A 25,398-nucleotide genomic window follows, 5' to 3' on the forward strand; every position below is an offset into this window, starting at 1 on the left:
ATCATCTTCGGTTTGCGAATTTTGGTTACTACTAAACGGTAATATTACTTATTGTCACAAAGAAGAATCGCGCCACGCCCGTCTACTTCAAACATTAATTGACCGTTAAAACTTGAAACTATCGAGACTAGTGCCTAATCTTTTGCCCATCAACACAATTCTGGTACCTCAAGGAGCAGAATATAAAGCTGTGTATCGCGGATTAAGCGGCATTACTGCCTCCATCCCAAAAGTAGTACCCATACCTGTTGGGATGAAACCTTTACTCAAATACCTGCAACAAGGACAATTTCTGACTCCAAAATCCAGAGTGCTAATTATGGGTATATGTGGTAGCTTGAGCGATCGCTATACAGTTGGCGATCTTGTGCTGTATCAAAATTGTATTTATCAGGGGAAACAGCAAGAATGCGATCGCACTTTCACAGCACAATTGCACTCTTATTTATCAGAAAAAGCCTTATTAGTCAAGTCACTGACAAGCGATCGCGTGATTTGGTCTGCATCCGAAAAACGCCATTTGGGTAAGACTTTGGCGGCTGATGTTGTTGATATGGAAGGATTTACCGCTTTAGAATTTTTCAATGCGGCTGAGGTGTCTGTGGCAATGCTGCGAGTAGTCAGCGACGATTGTCAGCATAATATCCCCGATCTCACACCAGCAATTAACTCTGATGGCTCTCTAAACCCTTTTCCGTTAGCGATCGCCATGCTTCGACAACCTTTTGCCGCTACTCGGTTGATTCGAGGTTCATTAACAGCATTAAAAGTATTAGAGCAAGTTACAAATCGGCTCTTTTCAGGCTCTAGCAATAAATAATCTGTTGCGTCTTTACAGCAATTTTTAGATAAATAACCATGCCGTAAGGGCACAGCTTTGCTATGCCCTTACAAAATATAGCAATCCAAAATCATTTGTGAAAATATCTTTTTACTCTCTTTGCATTTTCTGTGTCTCTGCCATTAGTTATAAAAAATAATTTTTTACTAACAAAATCGAATTTATATATTTTTTATTATTACCTCACCGGAAGAAAAACTAATAAAAATAAAAATGATGTGCGTATTTATTGTGAAATTGTTGACGGATAAGTTTTACATAAACTTTATGGTTAAACATATAAATAGAAACCTAGATTGGGAAGCATAATATATAACCTTATCAGGGTTGGGTTCCATGAGAGCTAATCGCACTGAATTGTAAATCAAAAAGACCTTTTGCCAAAATAGCGCGGAACTAATTTACCAACTATCAAACAGAATTTATGCAGCTCAATCACAAGCTCAATCTATACTCGTTTCTAGATAGTTTTCCATTACTCAAAAAAAGTTACACCGCTAAAATCATGTTGGTGGCATTTTTGGGTACTCACATACCACTTTTAAGCTTACTCTTGAGTTTCGTTATCTCAAACTCCTATTCCTTGGAGATGGCGATTCGAGTTATGCTTATTGCTCTGTTGGCTACTTTAGCGGGTACAGCCGCCACTCTCTACGCACTACACCACCTGCTCAAACCAGTTATTTTGACATCTGCGGCATTGCAAAATTATCTAAACACCAAAACCTTACCTGAATTGCCCACAGATTTTGCTGATGAAGCCGGTACATTGATGGCGGATACTTCACAAACTCTTTACAAATTAGATGAATTAATTCATTACATCAGTAATTATGACGATCTAACTGGATTGCCCAATCGCGATTTATTTCGCGATCGCCTCCATCAGACTCTATCTCAACCTGAAAATAACCAGCGCTTTGTAGCGGTCTTTTTACTCGGTATTGATGATTTCACTGCTATGAGTCATGGTTTGGAGCATGAAACAACAAATTTGTTGTTAAGAGCAGTCGGTCAGAGGTTATCACTCTGCATGACACAAACAGATATTCTTGCCCATTTGAGTGGAGATGAATTTGCAATTGCCCGCATAGACATTGTTTCTTTTGAAAGTGTGATTAAGCTATCTCAGATGCTGTTAAGTACCCTGAGCAAACCCTTTTCTATACAGGGTAATTTGATTCATATCACCGTCAGCATCGGCATCACAATTAATGGCATAAATGAGCGTAATAGCGTAGATCAACTTTTGCAACAGGCTCATATCGCACTGTACCAGGCGAAGCAACAAGGGCGTAGCAAATACCAATTCTATTCCCCGGAGATTAATGCTCAGTTGCAGGAGCGAATAACTTTAGAAAATGAATTACGTGGAGCGCTTGAGCGCAATGAAATGCTGGTTTATTATCAACCTCTGATTGATTTACACAGCGGACAAATTACAGCTATGGAAGCGTTGGTTCGCTGGCAGCATCCTACATTAGGTTTGGTTTCTCCAACAAAGTTTATTCCCATTGCTGAAGCCAATGGTTTGATCCTACCAATTGGTGAATGGGTCTTGCGAACTGCTTGTGCCCAAAACCGTGCTTGGCAACTTGCTGGATTTAACCCAATTCGGATGTCTGTAAATCTGTCAGCCCGACAGTTTGAACTACCGAATCTGGTTGAGATCGTCAGTCAAATTCTTGAGGAAACTGGACTCCAAGTATCTTATCTGGAATTGGAAGTGACAGAAAGCTTCTTGATGGGTGATATGGAGCGATCGGTTAAAACCTTAAAACAATTACGAGAACTGGGTATATGCTTGGCTCTAGATGACTTCGGTACTGGTTATTCCTCCCTCAACTACTTGAAGCGCTTTCCCGTGAATATGCTCAAGATCGATCGGTCATTTGTACAGGATGTCACATCTAATCCTGATAGTGCCGCCGTCACGAATGCGATTATTGCCCTGGCAAAAAGCCTGCGGTTGAACATCACAGCAGAGGGTGTGGAAACCCAAGAACAGCTTGACTACCTGAAAATGCAAGGATGTGATGAAGGTCAAGGTTACTACTTCAGTTGTCCTGTGCCCGCCGATATAATTACCCCGATGTTACAGAAAGTTTCTCAGCAGATGGAGAAAATTTCCGCATAAGTGGATGCCTAAGCCAGAAAATACACCCCTGATAACGTATCACTTGAATTTTGCTAGACATGGTTATCAGGGGGCAGGTTAAGGAGCAGCTATGCTGAAGGAATCCCCATAAATAAATTTAGACTTCCACATGAGCCTCAGCCGAACGGCAATTTAAGAAGGAAGCTGTATTTCTTGTATCCAGTTAATAAAATACATATTTTTTTATTTTTCATAAATAAATTTAGTTGCTCTCAGGCCATTTTGCCTCCAGAGAAAATTCTTTTCTAAAACCTCCTGCCTCCTGCCCCCTGCCTTTCTCCAGTGACATAAGCAGAGAAATCCAGGATTAATGAGGCCAATAAAAGGTTATTTATTTTGAAACTGTGGAAAGCTTTGCAACCATCTGAGTTCGAGATGAAACTTCAAGTTTGCGAAACATCCTTTTTAAGGCTTGCTTGACAGAGTTTTCAGTAATCCAAAGTTCAGCACTAATTTCTGCATTGGTTTGTCCTTGAGCCACCAAGTCAGCAATTTGCATTTCACGAGGCGTTAAACGCTCTGTCTGTAATATTAGTGGATATTGCCGCGCCATTGCCACCCAAGTAGAAAGATGCAAACAAAGCGCACTCAAATCTGTAAGATTTTGTGAATCAAATGCAGGCATTCCTTGCTGACGAGTAAAACCTACCACGCCTACTAACTGACCATTGCTGACAATTGGCCCTCCCATAACGTGCCAGTGATCGGCACGAGGACAAATCAACCTCCACGTCTTAGGTTCTACTACTAAAGCTTCATGAACAGGGGCATGATGTTCTAGCAAGTAGCGTGCAACTGGGTTGTGTTGGGGTGATAATGCGGTTTCCACTGCTTTTTGGAGCTTGCTGTTAGCTAGAGGAATTTGAGCAAAGAAAAACAGCCCACATCGTGTAGCTGAAAAATATTCACTCATTTCGGTGCGTATGTGCGATCGCAATGTCTCTTCATCTTTAGCTTGAGCAATTGCATGAAACAGAGTTTGTAAGGCAATCATGATTGGCAAATTGTACCCTTTCGAGGTCTAGGCGCAGTATAGCAACCAGACTTATCTTAGCTTTAGTCATTTGTCATTTGTCATTAGTTTTTTTGGGCACTCTCTTGCGAGGTATGTACCAAAAAATTCTTTATCAATGACTAATGACCAATGACTAATTTATTTGCTTTTTTTGGGATTACTTAACCATGACTCTAAATCCTGGGATTGATGATACACAGATATCCGGGCGCTGGATTCAAATTAGTTTTTTTATCGCAGTAGTGTTTTTTAATCTCTGTTTAGCAATCCAAGTATTCAGTGTTGGACTGGCTTACTTTTACAACTCTGATTGGTGGAACCTACATATCTGGCTCGTGCGAGGATATAGCGGACTCTCGCTAATTTTGTTGATATGGGTGTTTCTGATGCCGTTTCCTTCAAGAGTCCAGAACCTTACTGCAAGTATTCCAGTGTTGTTGGGACTACAATTTCTCACAATTCACTTGAAGACTTCTTTTCCTTTAGCAGTCTTCCATCCACTTATCGGCTTTTCTTTATTCTCTATTTCTACAACCCTAGTTCATCGGACATTTCGCATTGTATTTCCTAACCACAACCAAGACTAAATCCTTAACTTTCAATTCTTTAAGGATAGATTTCATAGCAACTTTCATCAGGAGATTGATTCATGACTTACTCACAAAAACATATTATTGGCTTGGTACTTTATCCTGGCATGACAGCACTTGATATTGTAGGGCCCCAGACAGTTTTTAATTCGCTTCCTAGTGTCCAGATCCACCGCATCTGGAAAGCTTTAGACCCGATCAAAACCGATGACGGAATGATGATTTTGCCCGATACCACCTTTGAAAATTGCCCACCTTTAGACGCAATCTGCGTCGGCGGCGGTTTAGGACAGAGTGCAGTAGTAAACGATCCAGAAGTGCTTGAGTTTTTCCACAAACAGGGGAACACGGCAAAGTTCATCACCTCTGTGTGCGGCGGGTCTGAGTTTTTAGCGAAGGCAGGACTACTACAAGGCTATCGAGCGGCGACTCACTGGATGATGCGCGAACAACTCGCAACGTTGGGCGTTGAGGTCGGAACGGAGCGAGTTGTGATTGACCGAAATCGCATAACTGGTGGGGGGGTTACGGCAGGCATTGATTTTGGTCTAACGATCGCTGAAGTCCTTTGTGGTGAAGAAGCCGCCAAGATCGCTCAACTATTAATGGAGTACGATCCAGCTCCTCCATTCGATGTCGGTTCGCCCGAAAAAGCGGGGGCTGAGTTAGTCAATAAAGCAATGTTATATGCTACGGGGACATTGGGTTTAAACGTAAAATAGGCAGTCTGACATGACCACAAATTCGGAAATTGAACGTGTTCCCACACGTTGGATACAAATCCGTTTTTATACGACTTAAACTGTCTTTAACCTCTGCTTGATTGCTCAGTTATTAACGATTGGGGTTGCCTAGTTCAACGATCCTGCCTGGTGGACTATTCATTAGACCTCTTGCAAAAGTCCCTAACACCCCACCCCCAACCCAACCCCTCCCCGCTCTTCGGGAGGGGAGACAAAGCGTAGCTTTGGCGGGGTGGGGTTCTTTCTTATTTTTGATTTATGCAAGAGGACTATTCATGTTTGGCTCGTGCGAGAGTACAGTGGACTGTCCTTTTTATTACTAGGAGGGTTGTTGAGCGCCCCATTTCAGACAGAAGTTCTGGGTATAAAGCAGCATTCGTACAAAAAAATGTATCGAAATGTGCTATCGACGCGATCCAACGTTTCTCCTGCTTCCTGAATTTGGATGCTCTCAATATTCCCAATAACCGCACCTTTACCGACGGACACCACTACCGCCATCAAGATTAAAATCTCTTAACCTTTCGTTACAATAAATACATCGAGAAGGATGAAAGCAAACCTCTCGAAGCTGAAATCAAAGGTGAACGACATGAATGGCACAATTCGCGTTGGTAATCTCTTCGGAATTCCCTTCTATATCCATCCATCATGGTTTTTAGTTCTGGGTTTAGTAACTTGGAGTTATAGCAGTGGACTGGCGGCGCAATTTCCCCAATTGTCTGCGGGATTAGCTTTGGTACTAGGATTGATGACAGCGCTGATGTTATTTGCCTCTGTCGTCGCCCATGAATTAGGCCACAGTTTTGTTGCGATTCGCCAGGGAATTGATGTCAAATCCATCACGCTGTTTATATTTGGCGGTTTGGCTAGCTTAGAAAAAGAGTCGAAAACCCCAGGTGAGGCTTTCTGGGTAGCGATCGCCGGGCCAATGGTAAGCTTACTATTGTGCGGTATCGTTACAGCTATTGGTGTTACGACTGCTGCATCAGGGCCGTTAGCTGCAATTCTTGGTGTTCTCGCTTCTGTTAACTTGGCATTAGCGCTGTTTAATCTAATTCCTGGCTTGCCCTTAGATGGCGGAAATATACTGAAAGCCATCGTTTGGAAAATTACAGGTAATCCTTATAAAGGTGTCACCTTTGCAAGTCGAGTCGGGCAAATCTTTGGTTGGGTAGCAATTCTTTCCGGTGTACTTCCCCTACTATTATTTGGCAACTCCGGTAACTTCTGGAACTTGTTAATTGGCTTCTTCTTGTTGCAAAATGCTGGTAATTCGGCTCAATTTGCCAGAGTCCAAGAAAAACTTACAGGTTTGACAGCCGAAGATGCTGTAACTCATGACAGCCCGATTGTATCTGCTAATCTTACCTTAAGAGAGTTTGCCGATGAGCGAGTCATAAGTGGGCAAAACTGGCATCGGTTCTTAGTGACTGATGATGATGGACAATTAATAGGTGCGATCGCAATTGATAATTTAAGAACCATCTCTACAGCACTGTGGTCAGAAACTCAAGTTAAAGAAGTCATGCGACCAATTACCGAATCTACCACAGTCCAATCAGATCAACCTCTGCTGGAAGTCATGCAGTTACTCGAACAACAAAAACTATCTGTACTTCCCGTGATTCGTGAGAATGGCGTCCTAGTTGGAATCTTAGAAAAAGCTGCAATTATCCAGCTACTTCAAAGCCGAACCCAACCTAACCCTGCATAAAGACGCAATTCATCCCGTATATCAAAAAACGCTAAACCCTTGTAGAGACGCGACAAATCGCGTCTCTATATTTTTATCGCCCAAATTTTTGATTGCGTGAAAAAACCCCATACAATTGAAAGAACCTTCTTGAGCGTTGCCTCTTATCTGTCCCCGTAAATAAGTTCAAAAATCAAATCGGATTGTTATGTAGCACTCCTATTTAATTTTTGAATAAAACTCAGTATATATCTATTCCCTATTTTCTATTCCCTGTATTTATTTTCCAAGGATTTTTACGAGATATCAGGTATATCCCTAGCAATGATAGACCCAACACTGACGCAGGTTCGGGTATAGTTTTGATTTTGGCATAAATAGCTGTTGTAGTTGTAGCTTCTTCAAGAGCCTTAATACTTATCTGGCGACCTTCTAGATTAAAACCGATTAACTCAAGGGTATATTTATTACTTCCAAAGGTGAAACTGCGATTACTCAAATTTGTGTCTAAAAATACCAAGTCTGCACTATTCTCACGATCTTTTGGGTCATTAAGTGTATTTACTAAACGCAAGTTAAAGTCAAAAACTTGGCTGGTTCCCACAGGTGGGCTGAAAGATAGATTGAGATTTAAAGGTACAAATCCAACGCTTGAATCAGTGCGTACCTTACCATTGAAGTAAGTTAAATCAGCTATTTTGAATACAGAGTTAATGTCCGCAGAAAATGAAGTTCCATTAGAGGTTAGTTTATTTGGAAGTCCTGGCGGCAAATTAGCTTGACCCCAGGTAAATGTGTTACTTCCCACACCTGTATATATGGGATTAGTATCATTGATTCCTGGAGTTGGATTTCCCCATGTCGCACTAGAGATGCCAGAAAAAGTTAGAGCTTGTGCTTGACCAGAGAAACTAAATCCTGTGGCCGAACTCACAAAAAAACTAGATATAGCAGTAGCGAAAACAAAACTTAGTTTCATAATTCTAGGTTTAAACGTTCATTCTGGAGCTTCTTTCAAGTAGGTATTCAGTCTACCTTAGTAAATTTACGGAAAATACGCCAATGTCTTCTTGTATTTTTTATAAAATATTTATGTGTATTTCAAAATAATTTAATGAATAATTTATATTTATGAAGTTAAAATTATGACTAGTGAAAATATATTTCACTAGTTTGTAATTAGTAAAACAGTAAACCGATTGCAAAATCTCCCTAACACGCTACCTCTCAGCAAGAGTGGAGACTTTAAGGTAAGTCAAAGGCGGATTAGGGTTCTTTTTTGATTTATGCAAGAAGTCTAGTAATTACGTAGGCAATTACGTAGACGTAGCCCGTCGTAAACATCGCTACCTTACTTGACTTACCAATAAATTGTCAAGTTGATATGAAGTTACAGTTTTTTGACATTCTCCGCACTATGGAGAGCAATGGGATTCATAATTTTGACAAAATCTCTGGTAACAACTGGCTAGGAACTTTAGATAAAGCTAGATTTTGTCCCTGTATCCCTAACTCATTATGAAAAGCACGAATAGTTTTAACCACATAAGCAAAGGTTGTTTGATAAGCCTCTGGTTGTTTACTTAATCCGTTTAAGGCTTGCAAATGGTTATCTAATGCTACTTCTAAGTGTTGAGAGCGTGTTGCTTTGTCAACATTAAAAGACTTATCTATTGCTAGCTGATAATGTGCTAGTCCCAGGTTATTGTGAGAGGCAAGCAAATCAAAACTTAAAGAAGTACCGCTAAGTGAGTGAGCCAAAGCTATAGCTTCTTCGTAAGCGCTGATACATAGTTGCAGATATTTTTGCCGTGCCTCTTTAGTAGTTTCAGATAGGTTTGCTAAATGCCAGTAAGCAGTACCCAGATTATTTTGTGTAGCGGCGCAGGCACTGGGAACATTAGCTGGAGTGCGATACTTGAGAGCTTCGCTATAAACATCTATGGCTAGCTGGAGATTTTGGGCAGGTTGTTCGTATTGTGCCAGATTCCAAAACGCAGTACCGATATTGTTTTGAATCATCCCATACTTGAGCGGTTCCTCTTTTGGGTTGTAGTGTGCAAGTGCTTCATTGTAAGCTGCGATCGCTTTCTTTAAATGCACAATCGGTTGGTTGTATTGCCCTAAATGCCAGTAAGCAGTACCCAAATTATTTTGGCAAGCCGCATACTTTAATGAATCCATTTCAGCTGTACGGTAGCTGAGTGCTTCACTGTAAGCCAAAATTGCTTGCTGCCAATTTTCCGATGGGTGAGAGAAACGAGCTAAATCACCATAGGCTGTCCCCAAATTATTTTGTACGCGAGCGTAAGTTTCCAAATGTGTCTGAGGCGAAATTATCTTTAACGCCAACTGATAAAATTCTATTGCCTGCTCTATATAAGTTTGTCCCTCTTCAGAATTGGGTGGTGTGCGGTATAGCATCCAGTAGAGTGTACCCAAATCATTCAAGATATCTGGGAGTTGCGGTGAGCTTTCGTCATAGCTAATTGCCTCTTGATAGGCAATAATTGCCACCATCAGGTTTTCTAGAGTTGCCTCTCCTTGCTCAATCCGAAGACGGTATAAAGTACCCAAGCGATGATAAGCCTCTGCCAGTATCTCCTCTGAAACAAGATTTTCGTGTAATTCTTCAATCTCCAACAAAATCTGCTGTGGTTGTAAAGAATTCTCAGCATTTTGAGCAATACTTGTATTAATTGTTGCTGTTACTAGCTCCCTTAACTCACTGCTAATATAAGATAAAGATGACAGCGATTGATTATTACTCCCATTACCAGACCGATTTGTAGATTCCTGTTGTTGTGGCGTAGCCTTCAATAAATCCGCTGTTGATGGTGAAACTTCCTCAGTTTTGTGTACGCGATTTTCTTGTATCTCTACTGGGAAATCAGAATTATTATCAAACTTGAACTCGGTGGTTGCGGTTCTGAGTTCTGCTTGGTTAGCTGATTCATCTAGAATCGACTGCTCAATATTCCCTAAATCTAAGCTTCCTGAACGTGAAAAACGTTCTGGATAGGCCAAATTCTGAGTTGCTGGTGTGGGTTCTCCAGCAAAGACAAATACGCCAGTACGACAACGCCAAAACTGTGGTGCTGATTGCTTAATAGCCGCTAACCAAGGACGTGGTATCCACAAAAGCAAATTAGATTCTAGAAATCGGCTGGATTCTTGTGTAGAGAAATATTGTTCGCTTAAGCGGAGATAGTGCAAAAATAAACGCTGTGTTGCAACTGGTTGCTTCGTAAGATGTTCCACGCCGACAATCTGAAATGCTGGTACTGGAAAAGGTCTTCCAGGAGTATCTTTTGATGCCTCAACAATTGGCGGTGGGTAATTAGTCAACCATTGATTAATCTGAATTATGGGATTGGGATCGTTTAAATTCAAACGCAACGTGACTAATCGCGGATAAGCTGGAGTGCTATTTTCCTGAGCATTTGATGATTGATATAGCACCTGTCCAACAGGATAAGCCAATGTAGAATGCAAACGGGCTGCTACTTGATTTCTTAAGTATAAATCATCACAAACTGCCAAAAGAATTTGTCGTCGTAAGCCAAGACTTAAGGCAAGTTTCAGGCGGTGGTATACTTGCCGATTCCAAGTAGAATTATTGTTGTGTGCAGTATCATTCACGCTCATAGCGGCTAAAAAGCCAAAACATAGTACATATCACCTTTCTGGGTGCATTCAAGTGGACTAAAGTCATAATAAAAATGATTTTTAATAAGTAGATGTTGTGCTGCTGTGGATATATTGAGCCTTCAATTATAGTAGGAACAATAAAGTATAATTATATACTTTCATTCCTAGTTCAATTTTAACAAAAAATAAAAAAGCAGGCCCCTCTTAAAATCGGAACCTGAAAAACTATAAAAAAGATGAAGTTTTCTTAAAATGTTTTACGATCAACTGCTCTTAGAAACAAAGAAGGCGACTAGAATCAAGCCGGCAACCAAAGCTGTAGCGGCAATTCCTAGTATGATATAAGTTCGCTTTTGCCCTTCCGTGAGAGGTTCTGCTTGATAAACCTTTGGTTCCCGGGCAAAATTATTCAGAAGACCGCCTTCTTCATTGGTATAGGGCATGAATGAATTCCTTTATCTTTATCGTTAATTTAATGTTACATAAATGCTAAATCTGGTCTTAAACTGCTAGATAAATCGTTACATTTGTCATTTGTCATTTGTCATTTGTCATTTGTCATTTGTCATTTGTCATTTGTCATTGGGCATTGGGCATTGAGAAGAGACAACGTAGACAGCGAAGATGGGGAAATAAGGGAGAGACTTGTAATAATTCCCCCTTGTCCCCCTTGCCCCATGCCCCTTAACTAGTAATCGTCCCAGTTAGAGGTGAACTAGGACTGGCGTAATCTTTAATAGGCATTCTGCCAGCAAGGTATGCTAGACGACCGGCGACTGTTGCTAAATTCATCGCACGAGCCATTGCTGCTGGTTTTGGAGAAAGAGCGATCGCACTATTAATTAACAAGGCATCTGCTCCTAATTCCATTGCCTGCGCGGCTTCTGAGGGTGAACCAATACCAGCATCTACCACCACTGGCACACCTGCATTTTCGATGATTATTTGGATATTGGCAGTTGTTTTCAGTCCTTGTCCAGAACCAATGGGTGATGCCAAAGGCATGACTGTAGCACAGCCTACTTCTTCTAAACGCTTGGCTAACATAGGATCGGCGTTGATATAGGGCAATACTGCAAAGCCTTCTTTAACTAGTTGTTCTGCTGCTTGCAGTGTCCCTATTGGGTCTGGGAGTAAATACTTAAGGTCGGGTATTACTTCTAACTTTATAAAGTTATTATCTTCTTGCCCCAACAATTTCGCCATTTCTCGCCCTAAACGCGCCACCCGAATCGCCTCTTCAGCAGTTTGACAACCTGCGGTATTGGGTAACATCCAGATTTTCGTCCAATCCAAGGCTTCAGCTAAACCTTCATGTCCAGGAGCCTTGGTTTGTACCCGTCGTACTGCTACGGTGACAATTTGGCAATCGCTGGCGGCGACGCTTTGCTGCATTTCCTCAATGCTGCGATACTTACCAGTTCCCGTCATCAAGCGGGATTGGAAGGTTTTGCCAGCGATAATCAATGGGGAATCGGTAGAGACGCGATTAATCGCATCCGTGGGGAGTGGAGATATAGCAGAGTGATGTCCGTTAGAGAAATTGGCAGAGTGAGTCAGCATTGGGGTGGAGGTAGATGACTTGGACTGAAAACGCGAATAGTGAAAATCAGCAAGTAGGGGGTGAGACTTTTGCTCTAAGATTAAATCGGCAATCAAAGCGGCGGTTACGGGCGCAAGTAGAATTCCGTTGCGGTAATGACCCGTAGCAAAGGTTAAATTTTGACAGTGGCTAGTGCCCAGGATGGGTAATTCATCAGGGGTGGTTGGGCGAAATCCCCACCAAAATTCTTGGATGGGATAATGCTTTAATTGGGGATACAGCCGGATGGCAGCTTGTAGTAATTTTTGAATACCTTCTGGGGTGTTGTTGGGCATAAAGCCAACGTCTTCACTGGTTGCGCCAATAACCAGGCGATCGCGTCTTGGTACGATGTAAATATCCTGCCCAAACAAAACCCGCTTTAAGGGCAAGTCCGGCGCAAATTCTGGTATCCGCACACTCAGCATTTGTCCTTTTCTGGGTAGCACGGGTAGCGGTAACAATTCATTTGACCAAGCACCCGAAGCTAAAACATAGTGCGCGGCGCGAATTATTCCAGCATTGGTTTGCACGCCAACCACTTGTCCTTGCTGCTGTAAAAATCCTTCTACCGTAATACCATCTTTAAGTTCAACACCAATAGATTCAGCCGCCGTCCGCAATACGTGAGCTAGAGCTTGATTATCAACTTGGGCGTCTTCAGGATACCACCAGCCACCAACTACCTCGGCTCCCAATCCTGGCTGATATTGATGAATTGCCTCCTTATTTAACCAGTAACAGGGGGATGAGGGAGATGAGGAGGAAAGACTTTCCCCTCTGCTCCTCTGCTCCCCTGCTCCCCTGCCCCCCTGCCCCCCTGCCTCCACAAAGACGGGTGCAAGGATACCACAGGCACGATAGCCAGTATTTAAACCTGTCAGTTCTTCTAATTTGCACGTCCAGTCGGGATATAAGGCACGCGATCGCCAACACAAAGAACGCATTGCTTCATTAGCGATGTTTTCTGCATCTGGTGCCAACATCCCGGCGGCGGCGTGGGTAGCGGCAGCCTGAAAGTCACGACAAAGCACGGTGACGTTTGTCCCGCGCAATTTTAGTTCAATGGCGATCGCTAAACCAATAACGCCGCCACCAATAATTACAGTCTCACTAATCATTAGTCATTAGTCATTAGTCATCTGTCATTAGCCATTTATCATTAGTACATAACTAATAACTCATAACTCATAACTCATAACTTATAACTTATAACTTGTAACTAAAGACGGGTCTGAAGAAGGATCTGCTCGTTACCACAAGGCGCGGATTGGTTCGTTGCTTTGATTTGTATCGCTGGATGGTGTGCTTGTTCCTGAAGAATCTGTATTATTCTCTGTTGTAGTGTCAGCAGGTGATGTTGAGTCATCGCCAGAATTCTGAGCAACGTTACTCCTGTTGTCAGGTCTTGGAGCTACAATAGAGCGTCTGTTTTGGTTGGTTTCAGTTGTTTCGTTTCCTTCTGTTGCAGTTTCTTCATTTTTGCTGCCAGCGCTGCTATTAACATTGATATTAGCTGGCAGGACTTCTGATTTCTTGTCACTAGGAGCGTTGGCAGTTTGTACGCCCATCGGAAAGTTGATGCCCAGTAATGTACCAAGCAGAATGGCTAAACCTCCAGCCATTAAAATTAAGGGTGTCCATCTACCCATCTTGTCTTAACTCCTTTTTAACCTTTTGGTGTCCACACTATTCGAGAACCTTGTCCCCAAAATCCATCAAACTTTGTCACTTTCACATCGCCTAAAACCTGAGTTTGACAGGCTAAACGTAAGTCTGTTGTAGGAGAATGGGGAGGAAGCGAACGCCGTGTTCGATCGCGCCAGTTCGCTGCTGAGACTTTGCCCTCTACCTTAACCGCGCAGGTACCACAACTGCCAATGCCCCGACAGTTTATTACCTTAGCACCGTCATTGTAGAGGTTAATACCATTTTGCAGCAAAATCTTGCGCAGATTGCTTCCATGCTCGCAATCAATTGTTTTACCTTCAGCTATTACTTTAGGCATTTTTAAATTGCCAAACTGGCTTTTTGTTGTATATTGACACATTGCCTCGAAAGTTGTCTCGTCGGTCCCAGTTTTATGACCACAAATTCTTCACCTCAACTTTGGCTCTATGACACTACATTACGGGATGGCACTCAGCGCGAAGGGCTATCTGTATCGATAGAAGATAAGTTACGCATTGCCCGTAGACTCGATCAACTGGGAATTCCTTTTATTGAAGGTGGTTGGCCTGGTGCCAATCCCAAGGATGTACAATTTTTCTGGCAACTCCAAGAAGATCCGCTTAAACAGGCTGAAATTGTCGCTTTTTGCTCGACTCGACGCCCCAACTCCACTGCCGCCACCGAACCGATGCTACAGGATATTTTGGCGGCGGGAACTCGCTGGGTAACGATTTTTGGCAAGTCTTGGGATTTACACGTGACAACAGGACTCAAGACGACATTAGAAGAAAATTTGGCGATGATTCGCGACACCATTGAGTACCTCCGTTCTCAAGGGCGTCGCATTATCTACGATGCCGAACATTGGTTTGATGGCTATAAGCACAATCGAGATTATGCTTTACAGACATTAGAGGCTGCGATCGCCTCTGGTGCGGAATGGCTAGTCCTCTGTGATACCAATGGCGGCACTTTACCCCACGAAATTAGCCAAATTGTTCAAGATGTCATTAGTCATTTGTCATTGGTCATTTGTCAAGAACCAATGACCAAGGACAAAGGACAAAGGACAATTCCTCAAATTGGAATTCATACTCACAACGATTCGGAAATGGCGGTTGCTAACGCAATAGCCGCCGTGATGGCAGGGGCAAAGATGGTACAGGGCACAATTAATGGTTACGGTGAACGTTGCGGTAATGCTAACCTCTGTTCGTTAATTCCCAATTTACAACTGAAGGCGGGTTACAGTTGTATCACAGAAGACCAGCTTACACAACTTACAGAAGCTAGTCGTTTTGTGAGTGAGGTGGTCAACCTTGCCCCAGATGAACACGCTCCCTTTGTGGGACGTTCGGCTTTTGCCCATAAGGGCGGTATTCATGTATCAGCAGTGGAACGTAATCCCCTAACTTACGAACACATTCAGCCGGAACAAGTCGGGAATCGTCGGCGCATTGTGATTTCGGAACAGTCTGGACTGAGCAATGTTTTAGCCAAAGCCCGCAGTTTTGGGATTGAATTGGATCAACAAAAAGCAGAGGCTAGGGAAATTCTCCAGCGCCTTAAAGATTTGGAAAGTGAAGGATTTCAATTTGAAGCAGCAGAGGCCAGTTTTGTGTTGCTGATGCACGAAGCTTTGGGAGGCCGCCAAAAGTTTTTTGAAGTCAAAGGTTTTCAAGTCCACTGTGACTTGATTGAGGGGAAAGAAACTAGCAATGCCCTAGCTACAGTCAAAGTCGCTGTTGACGGGAAAAATATTTTGGAGGCGGCGGAAGGTAACGGGCCTGTGGCAGCTTTGGATGCAGCTTTACGCAAGGCTTTGGTGAACTTTTATCCTCAGATTGCAACCTTTGATTTGACAGATTACAAAGTGCGGATTCTCAACGGACATACGGGCACTGCGGCAAAAACTCGTGTGTTGGTAGAATCAGGCAATGGTCGTCAACGCTGGACAACGGTAGGGGTTTCTACCAATATTTTGGCGGCTTCCTATCAAGCAGTGGTAGAGGGCTTGGAATACGGTTTGTTGTTACATTCCCAAGCAGAAGCAGCTTTAAAAGCTTCTAGTTGACAAAAGGGATATGTAGTGTAATTAGAGTTTGCGTTTTTCGATCAAAAGGAGAAGCGATCGCTATTTGGCGATCGCTTCTCACGATCTATTAAAAATTTTTCTGCTTATATAGCCAAAAAACGGTTGTCAATAGAAGCTCTACCAATTGCGCCATCCACCTTTGGGTGCAACTTCATTATTAGTAGACTTTAGTCCGTGACTGTGCAACAGAGTTTGATATTCGGTGCTGCTTGCCCAACGGTCAATTTCTCGCGCCCGCAGTACTGGTACTGGATGGGTTAATTGGGCTGTACGGGCAGCTTTGACCATTTCACCTAGTTCTGTCTTGCTAATATCATCGTAAGCGCGGGCTTGGGCAACAAAGGCATCGAGATTCAGTTGGGGCGCTAAGGTGGGAGAACCACCAGCCAACTTCATCAACACGGACATGACCACTTTCGGATCTTGAGTTGCTAGTAATGCAGCGCGATCGCAGGTAAACTCAGCACAACGTACCCATTCCAAAAGTTGCGCTTGTATGGCTTGAGCAACGATTGTACCGACATTGGGCACAATCGCCGCAGCTAATATTAATAAATTTACAGGAGTCAAGTAAACGCTATGGTCACACTTGAGATGCCCTAACTCGTGGGCGATTACTGCCTGTATTTCTTCTGGTGTAAGGATATCAATTAGGGAAGTATGTATCACAACAAAAGGCTGCTTACCCCGCACAGCAAAAGTATAGGCATTGGGAGCCGGATGTTGCCGGACGTACAACTGGGGAGGATCTATATCCAGGATTTTACAGGCATCTAACAACAGCTTGTATAAATCGGGTAGTTGCTTTTCACCCACCAGAATGCTAGAGGCAATATTTTCTACATAGAAAACCTGCTCTGCCATTGGGCCGAGCCAATTTCGCACCAACATATCTATGCCTGGTATCTGCTTGAGCGCTCTGGTAGCTTCCAGGTCTAATGGATGACGAAATGAGTCAGCTTTTAAACCAATCAGCGGGGTTTTGAAGAAGGACATAGTGTAACAAGCTATAAAAAAATACAACTATGGAATCTGGCTGGATAGATAAACAGCCTCCCACAGTTAGTATAACGATTTCAGTTGGGGGTTTCCTTTATGCTACGAATGGTTTGGTGTAGACTACTTTGCGATGGGCTACATCCCGAAGTTCGCGTTGGCGCAGTTTGCTGTAGGTAATCGCCAATGGTCATGATCCCCAGCAACAGCAGCATAGGCTGACTTTTCTAATAACCACTTGACATCACAAGACAGTTGCGTACAATATCAAGCAGTTTAAAGCTGACTGTTTGCTAGTTTTGATGCTTTTGCAATTCTATGTTTAATAATCAAGTGTCTAACCGTCTTAAGCAAAATGTTGAAAGAATTATGCAGAGGTGGGAGGAGCGGGCGCGTGATGAAGTCGGTGCATCAATGCATCAGGACTCTCTTCTGCTACAAAATTCCCTACCTGAGTATCTAAACCAATTGGTGGATGAGCTGTCAACGAAGATTGAAAGGACACCAGCCAGAATAAAAAGCGATAAGCTAGAAAGCACTCGGATTGGGAAAAAGCATGGACATGAGCGGGCAGGTTTTGCCGACTACTCAATGACTCAACTCATTTTTGAGTACCACATTCTCCGTCAGGTCATATTTGAAATTTTAGAAGAAGAAGCGGCTTTAGAGGTAAGGGAACGAGATATTATTATCGATTCCATCGAGCAAGCTGTTAACGATGCGGCGACTCAATTTTCCCAGACGTTGCGAGATATTCAAGAGTTATTTATGGTGACACTGACTCACGATCTTAGAGGCCCACTCAATGTTATAAAAATGGGTATTCCCTGACTCTGCGTCGACTTGAACAAGGAGACACCCATGCGAATATCGCGGCGAAAATGCTAAAAGCAGTCGAGCGTTTGAATTCGATGATTCAAAATCTGCTCGATGCTAGTCGGCTGCGGGCAGGGCAGAGCTTAAAGTTTGAATTTGAAGAATGCAGTTTAGACAGCCTTGTTCAGGACGTAGTAGAGGATTTGAACTTTGCTTATGGAAATCGGTTTGTTGTAGTTTGTGATACTGCTATCAGGAGCAATTGCAGCCGTAAAGAGATACGACGGGTAATTGAAAACTTAGCTATTAACGCCGTGAAGTATGGTGCTCCTGATACACCAATTACACTTACGCTTGAACAAATTGAAACGCATATCAGCCTCACTATCCACAACGAAGGTAATCCGATTTCTTCAGGAGCTCAATCAATCTTATTTCAACAATTTCGTCGAACCATCTCTGCTGAGGATCAAACAGGATGGGGGTTAGGATTATTTTTAGCAAAGAGTATTATTGAGGCTCATCAGGGGACGATTGAAGTTGAAAGTGCCCAGGGAAAGGGAACAAGCTTTATCGTTAAGTTGCCTAAACTTCCCTATTAGAAGTACAAGTATCATCAAATACTGTTGGCGCTGATTTTACCTCTTTGCTGCATTCGCCTACCGGGCAAATCCTGCCCTTTAGTGTCCGTTGCAGTTAATCTTGATTGGACACACTAATTCACGCTTGGAGAATTGAATGCGCTTTGATTTTTGTACTTTAACTTTATGTGTTCTCGCACTAGCGGCAACAAGTGGGCACGCCTCTGAGTCTGCCAACATCCCAGCACTGGTGATGACTAGCCCAAATTCAGCTTTTGCCAACTACGAAGATAAATGCAGCAACGGCGGCAACCTTGACAACGTAAATCGCGAGAAGTTTCTTAAACTTATGCTTGCCGATAAAAAATCAAAGCTATCTCAACTGAAAGTAGCTCTCCTCAATGAAATTAAACAAAGTGGTGATGAGCCACGAGGCGAGGGTGTCCGTATTGGTGAATGGAATCAAACCTTCCATGACCGGAGTGGTTGTGGCACAAACACTAACAGTTACTCAGCATTTGTTCTCACCGTGACTGGTGGAAATGCAAACCATACGGTCGTGAAATCTCTGCTAACAATTGATGACGACGATAACGCAGGCAAAAGAACCCTCAAGATCCGCGACATCCGCCCAATCAAACTACGAAATGATAACTGACCAAGCCACTTCTTTTCGCTTCCTAGTTCCAAGTCTCTGAAATTTAGAAGCTTCAAAGTCATGTTGTGCCGTGAGAAAACTAAGTACAGAATTTCATTAATTTATAGCGAATTCATGAAAGGCAATACCGTGCAATGCCAATGCGTTGGCTTGTATTGTGAATGCGGCCGCGGCCTTGTTAATACATCGGCTTGTATTGTGAATGCGGCCGCGGCCTTGTTAATACATCGGCTTGTATTATGAATGCGGCCGCGGCCTTGTTAATACGTCAGCTTGTATTGTTAATGCAACGGCCGACTTGTTAATGCATCGGCTTGTATTGTTAACATGAGTTCGACGAGTGCTATTTTGACCTCTCCCCCAGCCCCTCTCCTGGTAGGAGAGGGGAGTAAAAACCCTCCTTACTCATTACTCCTCCCTCTCCTTAGGGAGACGCAACGCGTTCGCCTTTTAAGAGAGGGAGGCTGTCTGGGAGAGGTCTGTCGAACTCACATATTGTTAAGGCTACGCTTTTACGCAAGACTGTACTAAGCATGAAGCTAGAATTAGTGACACGATCAAAAGAGATCGTCTTTTTGTGTTGTCACTATGAAAATATTGGTGCTAAATGCCGGATCGAGCAGCCAAAAGAGTTGTTTGTACGAAATTGCAGGTGAAACTCTGCCCACCCAAGCACCCCAACCCCTTTGGGAAGGAAAAATCAACTGGACTCAAGATCGGGGTGTGGCAGAAATTGAGGTGAAAACTGTTACGGGTGGAACGCTACAAAAATCAATCTCTGGTGATTCCCCACAGGCGCACCTCACCTATATGCTCAATACACTCGATCGTGATGCCACCAAGGTAATCGATCGCTTGTCAGAAATCGATGTGGTAGGGCATCGGATCGTACACGGTGGAGAAGATTATCGAGATAGTGTAGTAATTACGGAGGATGTCAAAAAAGCGATCGCCGATCTGTCTAATCTTGCTCCCGAACATAATCCAGTTGCTTTGGAAGGCATAGAAGCAATTGAACACATCCTAAAAGATGTCACTCAAGTAGCAGTGTTTGATACCGGATTTCACGCCACTTTACCCGATGCAGCAGCAATTTATCCAGGCCCGTATCAGTGGGTAGAGCAAGGTATTCGCCGCTATGGGTTTCATGGTATTAGTCACCAATACTGTTCTCAACGTGCTGTCCAAATTCTCGGTCGAGATGTTGCACCTAAGCGATTAATTATCTGCCATCTGGGGAATGGATGCTCTTTAGCAGCGATTAAAAACGGTCGCAGTATTGATACTACTATGGGATTCACGCCCTTAGACGGATTAATGATGGGTAGCCGTTCTGGTTCAGTCGATCCGGGGATTTTGATTTATCTGTTGCGACACTGCAATTACTCTATCGAAAAGTTGGATGAGTTACTAAATAAAGCTTCTGGGTTAAAAGGAATTTCGGGTGTATCTAGCGATATGCGTGAAGTCAGAGAAGCGATGGCTCAAGGTAATTCTCGCGCTCAACTGGCGTGGGATATCTACGTACATCGCTTGCGTTCTGGTATTGGCGCAATGCTTGCTAGTTTGAGGGGATTAGATGCTTTAGTATTCACAGCAGGTGTAGGTGAACACTCTGCGGAAATTCGCCAAGCCGCCTGTGAAGCCTTTGGATTTATTGGACTGAAAATAGACCTTGAGAAAAATCAACAGCAGCCTGTAGATAAAGATATTGCCACACCTGACTCAACAGTGAGAGTATTAGTCATACATACTCAAGAAGATTGGGCGATCGCCGGACATTGTTGGCAAATATTAACAAAGTAAAAATCATCAAAAAGCCAACCCCTTTTAGAAGTTAGCTAAATTGCAGCAGATTTCAAGGAAAGTGTTGTACAGTATTTAGGTCTTAAAGCTAGACAGAGAGATTATTCTAATTCTTTTAGCGCACCGGGGCGTAGCCGATTCAGAATTCAGAATTCTGAATTCTGATTAATCACTTTCGGGAGAGAATATTCAAAGCTCAATTCTGAGTAAGAATTTTGGATTTTACTCTAGCGATAGTGAAAAAAAGAGAGTTAAAAGGATTTTATTTAATTGAAATTTCTTAATAAGGGACGCATAATCAATTTAACAACTCGCCCCCATGTAAAGCTTAAAATGTACTTTACAAGTTTTGGGGCGATCAGTGAAAAAAGCGGTAATAATAAGCCAGTAATGTTACTAAAGCTAGTAGTAGCAACAACACTAGGAATGAAACAAATCAGCGTCCATATCAACCTATTTATAAATTTAGAGTTTATGGAAGTACGACTTTGAAGTTGATTAACAACTATATAGCGAGTAGTAGCAAATAATATAGTTAACCCTAACCAAGCAAATATTACTAGCATCCAATTTGCTGGATGAAGATTGTAAACTAGAAAACCAGCAGGAAAGAGAGAAGCTATCTCCCAAACTAGCAGATTTAATTTACTCCGAAGACAGCTTAGTATTTGTTCAATAAGCCAATAATGAACAGAAACAATATTTAAACACTGAGGATTTTGGATAACATCACTCCTAATTTTGTGAATTATGTCGCCATAAAATAAGATATTGCTTTGTAAAATAATATCTTGTTCTTTCCAAAAATATAAAGCTGATGTATCTTCTCTATAATAAGAATTAAAAGTAAGTCCATACTGTAATTTTGATTTATTTTGTAATGCTTTACTCCAGAATAATTTGATAAAATTTACGATAAAAGTATTGTCAAATATTTTAAAGTTTTTTTTATTAACTACTAATTGAGTGTATAACGTAGTGTTAGTACTAAAGCAAATCTTATCGCTAAAACAATTGTAGTACCAAAGATAAGCTAGTAATTTTGGTGGAATGTATAAAGAGCAGCCTATTTCTCGTGCTTCTTCAATTTGTTTTAAAACGGTTTTATTTAGATAAAAAGTATACTGTCCTGGTTCAACCTTAATTTCTAGTTCAATAGGAGTGCCTTGAGGTATTTGTACAAAGAAAGAGAGTTGAACATCAACTTCGTTATCTGTGTGTGTTTGTTCGGCGTTCATTGTCGGGATAATTTTGCGATATTTTGTACAATACCAATCAGAAAATCTAGTGTTCCACGCCACTGTTTCTCTCCAGCAACTACCCCTTCATTATGTATTTTTAGAATTAAATCTCTATCTCCTTCAGGTAATTGAAATAGTTTTTTATGATAACGACTAATAATATCTCCATCTAATTGCATAACAGTTTGAGCATAAATAACATCAATATCTACGGTGGTAATATTGCCACTATTAAGTGCCGCTTTTAGTTCAGACATTTTCCGCAAAGTACGAATAAATTTATCATTATTTAAAAGTTCTTCAATCTCTTTCCATCTTTGCTGCAAACTTTTTAGATTATTTTCTTCTCGATCTGCAACAGGAGTGGGAGCAGGCAATATTGGTCGAGCTAACTTTATGTATACCTCGTCAGTTGGAAGAATATTCGCTTTATGTTCCACCTGATATTTAAGACGCTCTTGATATTGGATTATTCTGGAATCTGGCTCACTACTCTCATTACTTTTTTCTAGGAGAATGTAAAAATATTCTCTTTCAAGTTGCGAAAATAGACTTGTATAACGCTTGCGTAATTCTTGAGCTTGAGTTTTTTCTGGTTCTGGTAAATCGTCTGGATTTGGAATTCCTTTGACATCAAAGTAGTCTTTGTCATTTATTGAATAAATCTCTTCATACGCTTGCCAAGCATTAAACTTTGCACCAGTAATTTGATCCACAACCATTGTATTTATTTCTAAAGCTGTAATATCATCAACTAATTCATGTACAGATGAGACTACTTTCTCTAGCAAATCTTTGGCTTGTTCTTGAATTTTGTTAGGCATAGTCATAATTTTCTTGATTTATTTAAAGCAAATTAACCTACAGGTTTGGATAAATTCCTATTCTGTAGGTATTTTAGGTTTACTAACTATTAATTAATATTAATAATTACTGTGGACGAGATAGCGATTGTTGTGAAGTTTTACGAGATTTCATAATTTCTATAAAAAATCCATACAGCTTATGCAAACTTTCTATATTTTTTTGCATAATTTCCCGACTTTCTTTGATTTGAGTTAGATGAAATTCGCGAAGTTCTGTATATGGCCCGCTCCCAACAAATTGACTACCAACTTCATTAGTTATATCACCATCAATTAGATTGATTATAGTGCGCATTCGATTACCTGGTTGAGCAATTTGCTGCTCTTTTAGTTGTTCTAACTGAGTAGATGATTCTGGAACCCAAGTGGTAATTTCTAGTTCGATAACTTCAACTATTGCTGTTTGAATAGCATCAATAATTTCATCAATATTGAATCCTTCTTTATTACTATTCAGCTTCTTAACTTTGATTTTAAATTCACTACTTGGTTTGCTATATTGACTATTGTTTTCCGAATTGTCTATGGCTTGACCATTAGTTTCTGTGTTTTCATTAAGAGTATTATTCACCATGATGTTTTAGAGGTTACAGACAGATTTAAATATAAACAAGATACAACTATAGGTGATGTCAAAAGTTTTCAGGCTTTTACTACAAAAAAGTAATTAAAGTCAAAACAACTTAATATTTTAGAAATTTTTACTAAAAAAAATTATGATTTCCTAGAGCAAAATTTATCTTAGAAAAAGAATAATACCATTTTAGATTTTGGAATAACTGCGTTGCAGTGAATCCAGCACTATCGTAGGGTTTCCCCATTGTCCTATGTAGCGTGATTCTGAAATAATTATTTAATTAGCTTTTGGACGTTTCCTTCAAGTCAGTATAAATTAAATATAATTTTATACAAAAATGAATTAAGTATATGTCAGACCAAAGATAAAATTGAAGTATTAACAGGCACTTAATAATAAAATTAGTTTATTTAACTTTTTTATCTTACCTAGCAAAGCTTAGACACACAAGTAGTCCTGACTTTTGCTATACCACTGTGTATACAATGATATGACTGCGATCGCAAAGCCAAGGAAAATATGTTGTTATCTCGTCAAGCCTTTGCTACACCTTGTTTAATTTCTATGTGTATTTTAGGAGTTGGCTTGATTCAATTCCCCCAATTGCAAAAACTAATAAATAGAAAACAATCTGCCTCTTTAGAAAGTTTAAAAAAAGAAATAAAAGCTGAAAATATCCGTCTAAATTTTCTCAAAAAAACACCTAGTTTTGGTTATGATAACTTTGTTGCAGATTTGGTATATCTCAATTTCCTCCAATATTTTGGAGATGATGAAATTCGGGATAAAACAGGTTACAGTTTAAGTCCAGAATATTTTGAAGTTATTCTAGAACGTGACCCGCGATTTTTAGCAGCCTATCACAGTCTTTCGATCAGTACTTCATTATATGCTGGTATGCCAGAACGGGCGATCGCAATATCAGAGAAAGGCTTAAAATCAATATCTCCCTCAGTTCCCAAAAAGTCTTATTATATATGGCGTTATAAAGGAGTTGATGAGTTATTATTTTTAGGCAACGCGAAAGCTGCCCAACAGTCTTTTGCAACGGCGGCAAACTGGGCAAGTAAATTTTCAGATTCAGAGAGTCAGCTTATCGCTAATACTTCCCAAAGGACTGCGGAATTTCTGAGTCGAAATCCTAACAGTAAATATGCTCAAATTTCTACCTGGTCAATGGTTTTAAATAATCATGCTGATGAGAGAACTCAAAAACGCGCAATTAGGGAAATCGAAGCTTTGGGAGGAAAAATAATTACAACTCCTGAAGGGACTAATAAAATTATATTTCCCCCTAAAGATTAAATTATTGCAAGTCTAATCGAGGATTAGATTCACTCAATAAGTTACAAGTTTCTCATGTAGGATTGAGTAGGGTAATACTGATGTCAATACAATTGGCAGAATCTGACTTTCAAATATTAGGGTGTTTTCCTGTTATTTCTCAGTTGCGCCCGCACCTTGAGCAGGATAATTTTGTAGAACAAGTTCGATATCAAATGAAAGAAGGATATCAACTTGCATTCTTGGAGGTAGAAAAGCAAGCTGTAGCGATCGCTGGATTTCGTATTTCTAATTGTTTAGCATTGGGAAAATTTTTATACATTGATGATTTAGTTGTTGATGAGTTGAAACGGTCACACAGCTATGGTCAACAGTTATTTCAGTGGCTAATTGAATATGCCAGAAATCATGAGTGTAAACACCTGAGTCTGGATTCTGGCGTTCAGCGATTTGCAGCTCACAGGTTTTATCTCATGCAGCGTATGAATATTACAAGTCATCACTTTTCAATGGAGTTGTAGCAACAAGCAC

The 25,398-nt window shown here is 41.2% G+C and carries 24 protein-coding genes; 13 read left to right on the forward strand and 11 right to left on the reverse strand.

All coding sequences use genetic code 11. From position 1 onward, the window contains the following. The first annotated feature begins 130 nt into the window (after positions 1-130). Together RMY64_RS14455 and RMY64_RS14460 are read left to right on the forward strand one after the other, a co-directional pair. On the forward strand, positions 131-820 hold the full coding sequence (locus tag RMY64_RS14455; protein ID WP_322684281.1) for a phosphorylase: 690 nt from the start codon (positions 131-133) through the stop codon (positions 818-820). 445 nt (positions 821-1,265) lie between these two features. Continuing rightward, positions 1,266-2,978, forward strand: coding sequence for a bifunctional diguanylate cyclase/phosphodiesterase (locus RMY64_RS14460; RefSeq protein WP_322700372.1), 1,713 nt, complete (start codon positions 1,266-1,268; stop codon positions 2,976-2,978). A gap of 352 nt (positions 2,979-3,330) precedes the next feature. On the opposite strand, the gene RMY64_RS14465 is transcribed toward RMY64_RS14460, so the two are convergent. Next, a complete protein-coding gene (locus tag RMY64_RS14465) occupies positions 3,331-3,993 on the reverse strand; it encodes a LuxR C-terminal-related transcriptional regulator (RefSeq protein ID WP_322673563.1) in 663 nt (220 codons plus the stop codon). 188 nt (positions 3,994-4,181) lie between these two features. Here RMY64_RS14465 and RMY64_RS14470 point away from each other — a divergent pair, with 188 nt between their 5' ends. From RMY64_RS14470 to RMY64_RS14485, 4 genes are all read left to right on the forward strand, one after another. Then, the gene (locus RMY64_RS14470; protein ID WP_322673562.1) at positions 4,182-4,601 is read left to right on the forward strand and encodes a DUF6220 domain-containing protein; all 420 of its coding nucleotides are present in this window, start codon (positions 4,182-4,184) and stop codon (positions 4,599-4,601) included. A gap of 62 nt (positions 4,602-4,663) precedes the next feature. After that, positions 4,664-5,326, forward strand: a complete 663-nt coding sequence (locus RMY64_RS14475) for a DJ-1/PfpI family protein (protein WP_322684283.1) — start codon at positions 4,664-4,666, stop codon at positions 5,324-5,326. Positions 5,327-5,626: 300 nt separating this feature from the next. Continuing rightward, a complete protein-coding gene (locus tag RMY64_RS14480; protein WP_322684284.1) occupies positions 5,627-5,857 on the forward strand; it encodes a hypothetical protein in 231 nt (76 codons plus the stop codon). An 82-nt stretch (positions 5,858-5,939) separates the two neighbouring features. Then, positions 5,940-7,064: a site-2 protease family protein gene (locus RMY64_RS14485; RefSeq protein WP_322684321.1), complete on the forward strand. Its 1,125-nt coding sequence runs from the start codon at positions 5,940-5,942 to the stop codon at positions 7,062-7,064. Positions 7,065-7,302: 238 nt separating this feature from the next. Here the strand turns inward: RMY64_RS14485 and RMY64_RS14490 are convergent, their stop codons facing one another. The 6 genes from RMY64_RS14490 to RMY64_RS14515 form a co-directional block, all read right to left on the reverse strand. Further along, entirely contained in the window at positions 7,303-8,022 is a 720-nt protein-coding gene (locus RMY64_RS14490) for a choice-of-anchor K domain-containing protein (RefSeq protein ID WP_322684285.1), read from the reverse strand. Between the two features lie 455 nt (positions 8,023-8,477). Beyond that, positions 8,478-10,691 carry a tetratricopeptide repeat protein gene (locus RMY64_RS14495; RefSeq protein ID WP_322700373.1) on the reverse strand — a complete coding sequence of 738 codons (2,214 nt, stop codon included), beginning with the start codon at positions 10,689-10,691 and terminating at the stop codon, positions 8,478-8,480. A gap of 266 nt (positions 10,692-10,957) precedes the next feature. Continuing rightward, positions 10,958-11,137, reverse strand: coding sequence for a photosystem II assembly protein Psb34 (gene psb34 / locus RMY64_RS14500; RefSeq protein WP_322673558.1), 180 nt, complete (start codon positions 11,135-11,137; stop codon positions 10,958-10,960). Positions 11,138-11,378: 241 nt separating this feature from the next. Next, positions 11,379-13,397, reverse strand: a complete 2,019-nt coding sequence (gene thiO / locus RMY64_RS14505; protein WP_322700374.1) for a glycine oxidase ThiO — start codon at positions 13,395-13,397, stop codon at positions 11,379-11,381. 132 nt (positions 13,398-13,529) lie between these two features. Continuing rightward, complete coding sequence (locus RMY64_RS14510) at positions 13,530-13,928, reverse strand: hypothetical protein (protein ID WP_322673556.1); 399 nt, start codon at positions 13,926-13,928, stop codon at positions 13,530-13,532. 17 nt (positions 13,929-13,945) lie between these two features. Continuing rightward, a complete protein-coding gene (locus tag RMY64_RS14515) occupies positions 13,946-14,284 on the reverse strand; it encodes a 2Fe-2S iron-sulfur cluster-binding protein (protein ID WP_289795169.1) in 339 nt (112 codons plus the stop codon). A gap of 75 nt (positions 14,285-14,359) precedes the next feature. Here RMY64_RS14515 and cimA point away from each other — a divergent pair, with 75 nt between their 5' ends. Beyond that, on the forward strand, positions 14,360-16,021 hold the full coding sequence (gene cimA, locus RMY64_RS14520; protein WP_322673555.1) for a citramalate synthase: 1,662 nt from the start codon (positions 14,360-14,362) through the stop codon (positions 16,019-16,021). A 138-nt stretch (positions 16,022-16,159) separates the two neighbouring features. On the opposite strand, the gene RMY64_RS14525 is transcribed toward cimA, so the two are convergent. Continuing rightward, positions 16,160-17,038, reverse strand: coding sequence for a M48 family metallopeptidase (locus RMY64_RS14525; RefSeq protein WP_322700375.1), 879 nt, complete (start codon positions 17,036-17,038; stop codon positions 16,160-16,162). Positions 17,039-17,356: 318 nt separating this feature from the next. Here RMY64_RS14525 and RMY64_RS14530 point away from each other — a divergent pair, with 318 nt between their 5' ends. From RMY64_RS14530 to RMY64_RS14545, 4 genes are all read left to right on the forward strand, one after another. After that, positions 17,357-17,869 (forward strand): hypothetical protein, encoded by a 513-nt coding sequence (locus RMY64_RS14530; protein ID WP_322700376.1) that lies wholly within the window; start codon positions 17,357-17,359, stop codon positions 17,867-17,869. Positions 17,870-17,919: 50 nt separating this feature from the next. Continuing rightward, positions 17,920-18,456, forward strand: a complete 537-nt coding sequence (locus tag RMY64_RS14535; protein WP_322700377.1) for a HAMP domain-containing sensor histidine kinase — start codon at positions 17,920-17,922, stop codon at positions 18,454-18,456. A 136-nt stretch (positions 18,457-18,592) separates the two neighbouring features. Next, entirely contained in the window at positions 18,593-19,093 is a 501-nt protein-coding gene (locus tag RMY64_RS14540) for a hypothetical protein (protein ID WP_322688765.1), read from the forward strand. A 588-nt stretch (positions 19,094-19,681) separates the two neighbouring features. Further along, positions 19,682-20,899, forward strand: a complete 1,218-nt coding sequence (locus tag RMY64_RS14545; protein ID WP_322700378.1) for an acetate kinase — start codon at positions 19,682-19,684, stop codon at positions 20,897-20,899. A gap of 266 nt (positions 20,900-21,165) precedes the next feature. Here the strand turns inward: RMY64_RS14545 and RMY64_RS14550 are convergent, their stop codons facing one another. The 3 genes from RMY64_RS14550 to RMY64_RS14560 form a co-directional block, all read right to left on the reverse strand. Beyond that, positions 21,166-22,137, reverse strand: coding sequence for a hypothetical protein (locus tag RMY64_RS14550; protein ID WP_322700379.1), 972 nt, complete (start codon positions 22,135-22,137; stop codon positions 21,166-21,168). Continuing rightward, complete coding sequence (locus tag RMY64_RS14555) at positions 22,134-22,964, reverse strand: hypothetical protein (protein ID WP_322674692.1); 831 nt, start codon at positions 22,962-22,964, stop codon at positions 22,134-22,136. The genes RMY64_RS14550 and RMY64_RS14555 overlap by 4 nt, the downstream gene beginning before the upstream one ends. Positions 22,965-23,070: 106 nt before the next feature. Then, positions 23,071-23,580: a hypothetical protein gene (locus RMY64_RS14560; RefSeq protein WP_322700380.1), complete on the reverse strand. Its 510-nt coding sequence runs from the start codon at positions 23,578-23,580 to the stop codon at positions 23,071-23,073. A gap of 522 nt (positions 23,581-24,102) precedes the next feature. Between RMY64_RS14560 and RMY64_RS14565 the strand changes: the two genes are divergently transcribed. Both RMY64_RS14565 and RMY64_RS14570 read left to right on the forward strand, forming a co-directional pair. Continuing rightward, a complete protein-coding gene (locus tag RMY64_RS14565) occupies positions 24,103-24,888 on the forward strand; it encodes a hypothetical protein (RefSeq protein WP_322700381.1) in 786 nt (261 codons plus the stop codon). 80 nt (positions 24,889-24,968) lie between these two features. Further along, complete coding sequence (locus tag RMY64_RS14570; protein WP_322700382.1) at positions 24,969-25,388, forward strand: GNAT family N-acetyltransferase; 420 nt, start codon at positions 24,969-24,971, stop codon at positions 25,386-25,388. Positions 25,389-25,398: the final 10 nt, after the last annotated feature.

It is taken from the genome of Nostoc sp. DedQUE08, assembly GCF_034530895.1.
Classification (GTDB): domain Bacteria; phylum Cyanobacteriota; class Cyanobacteriia; order Cyanobacteriales; family Nostocaceae; genus Nostoc.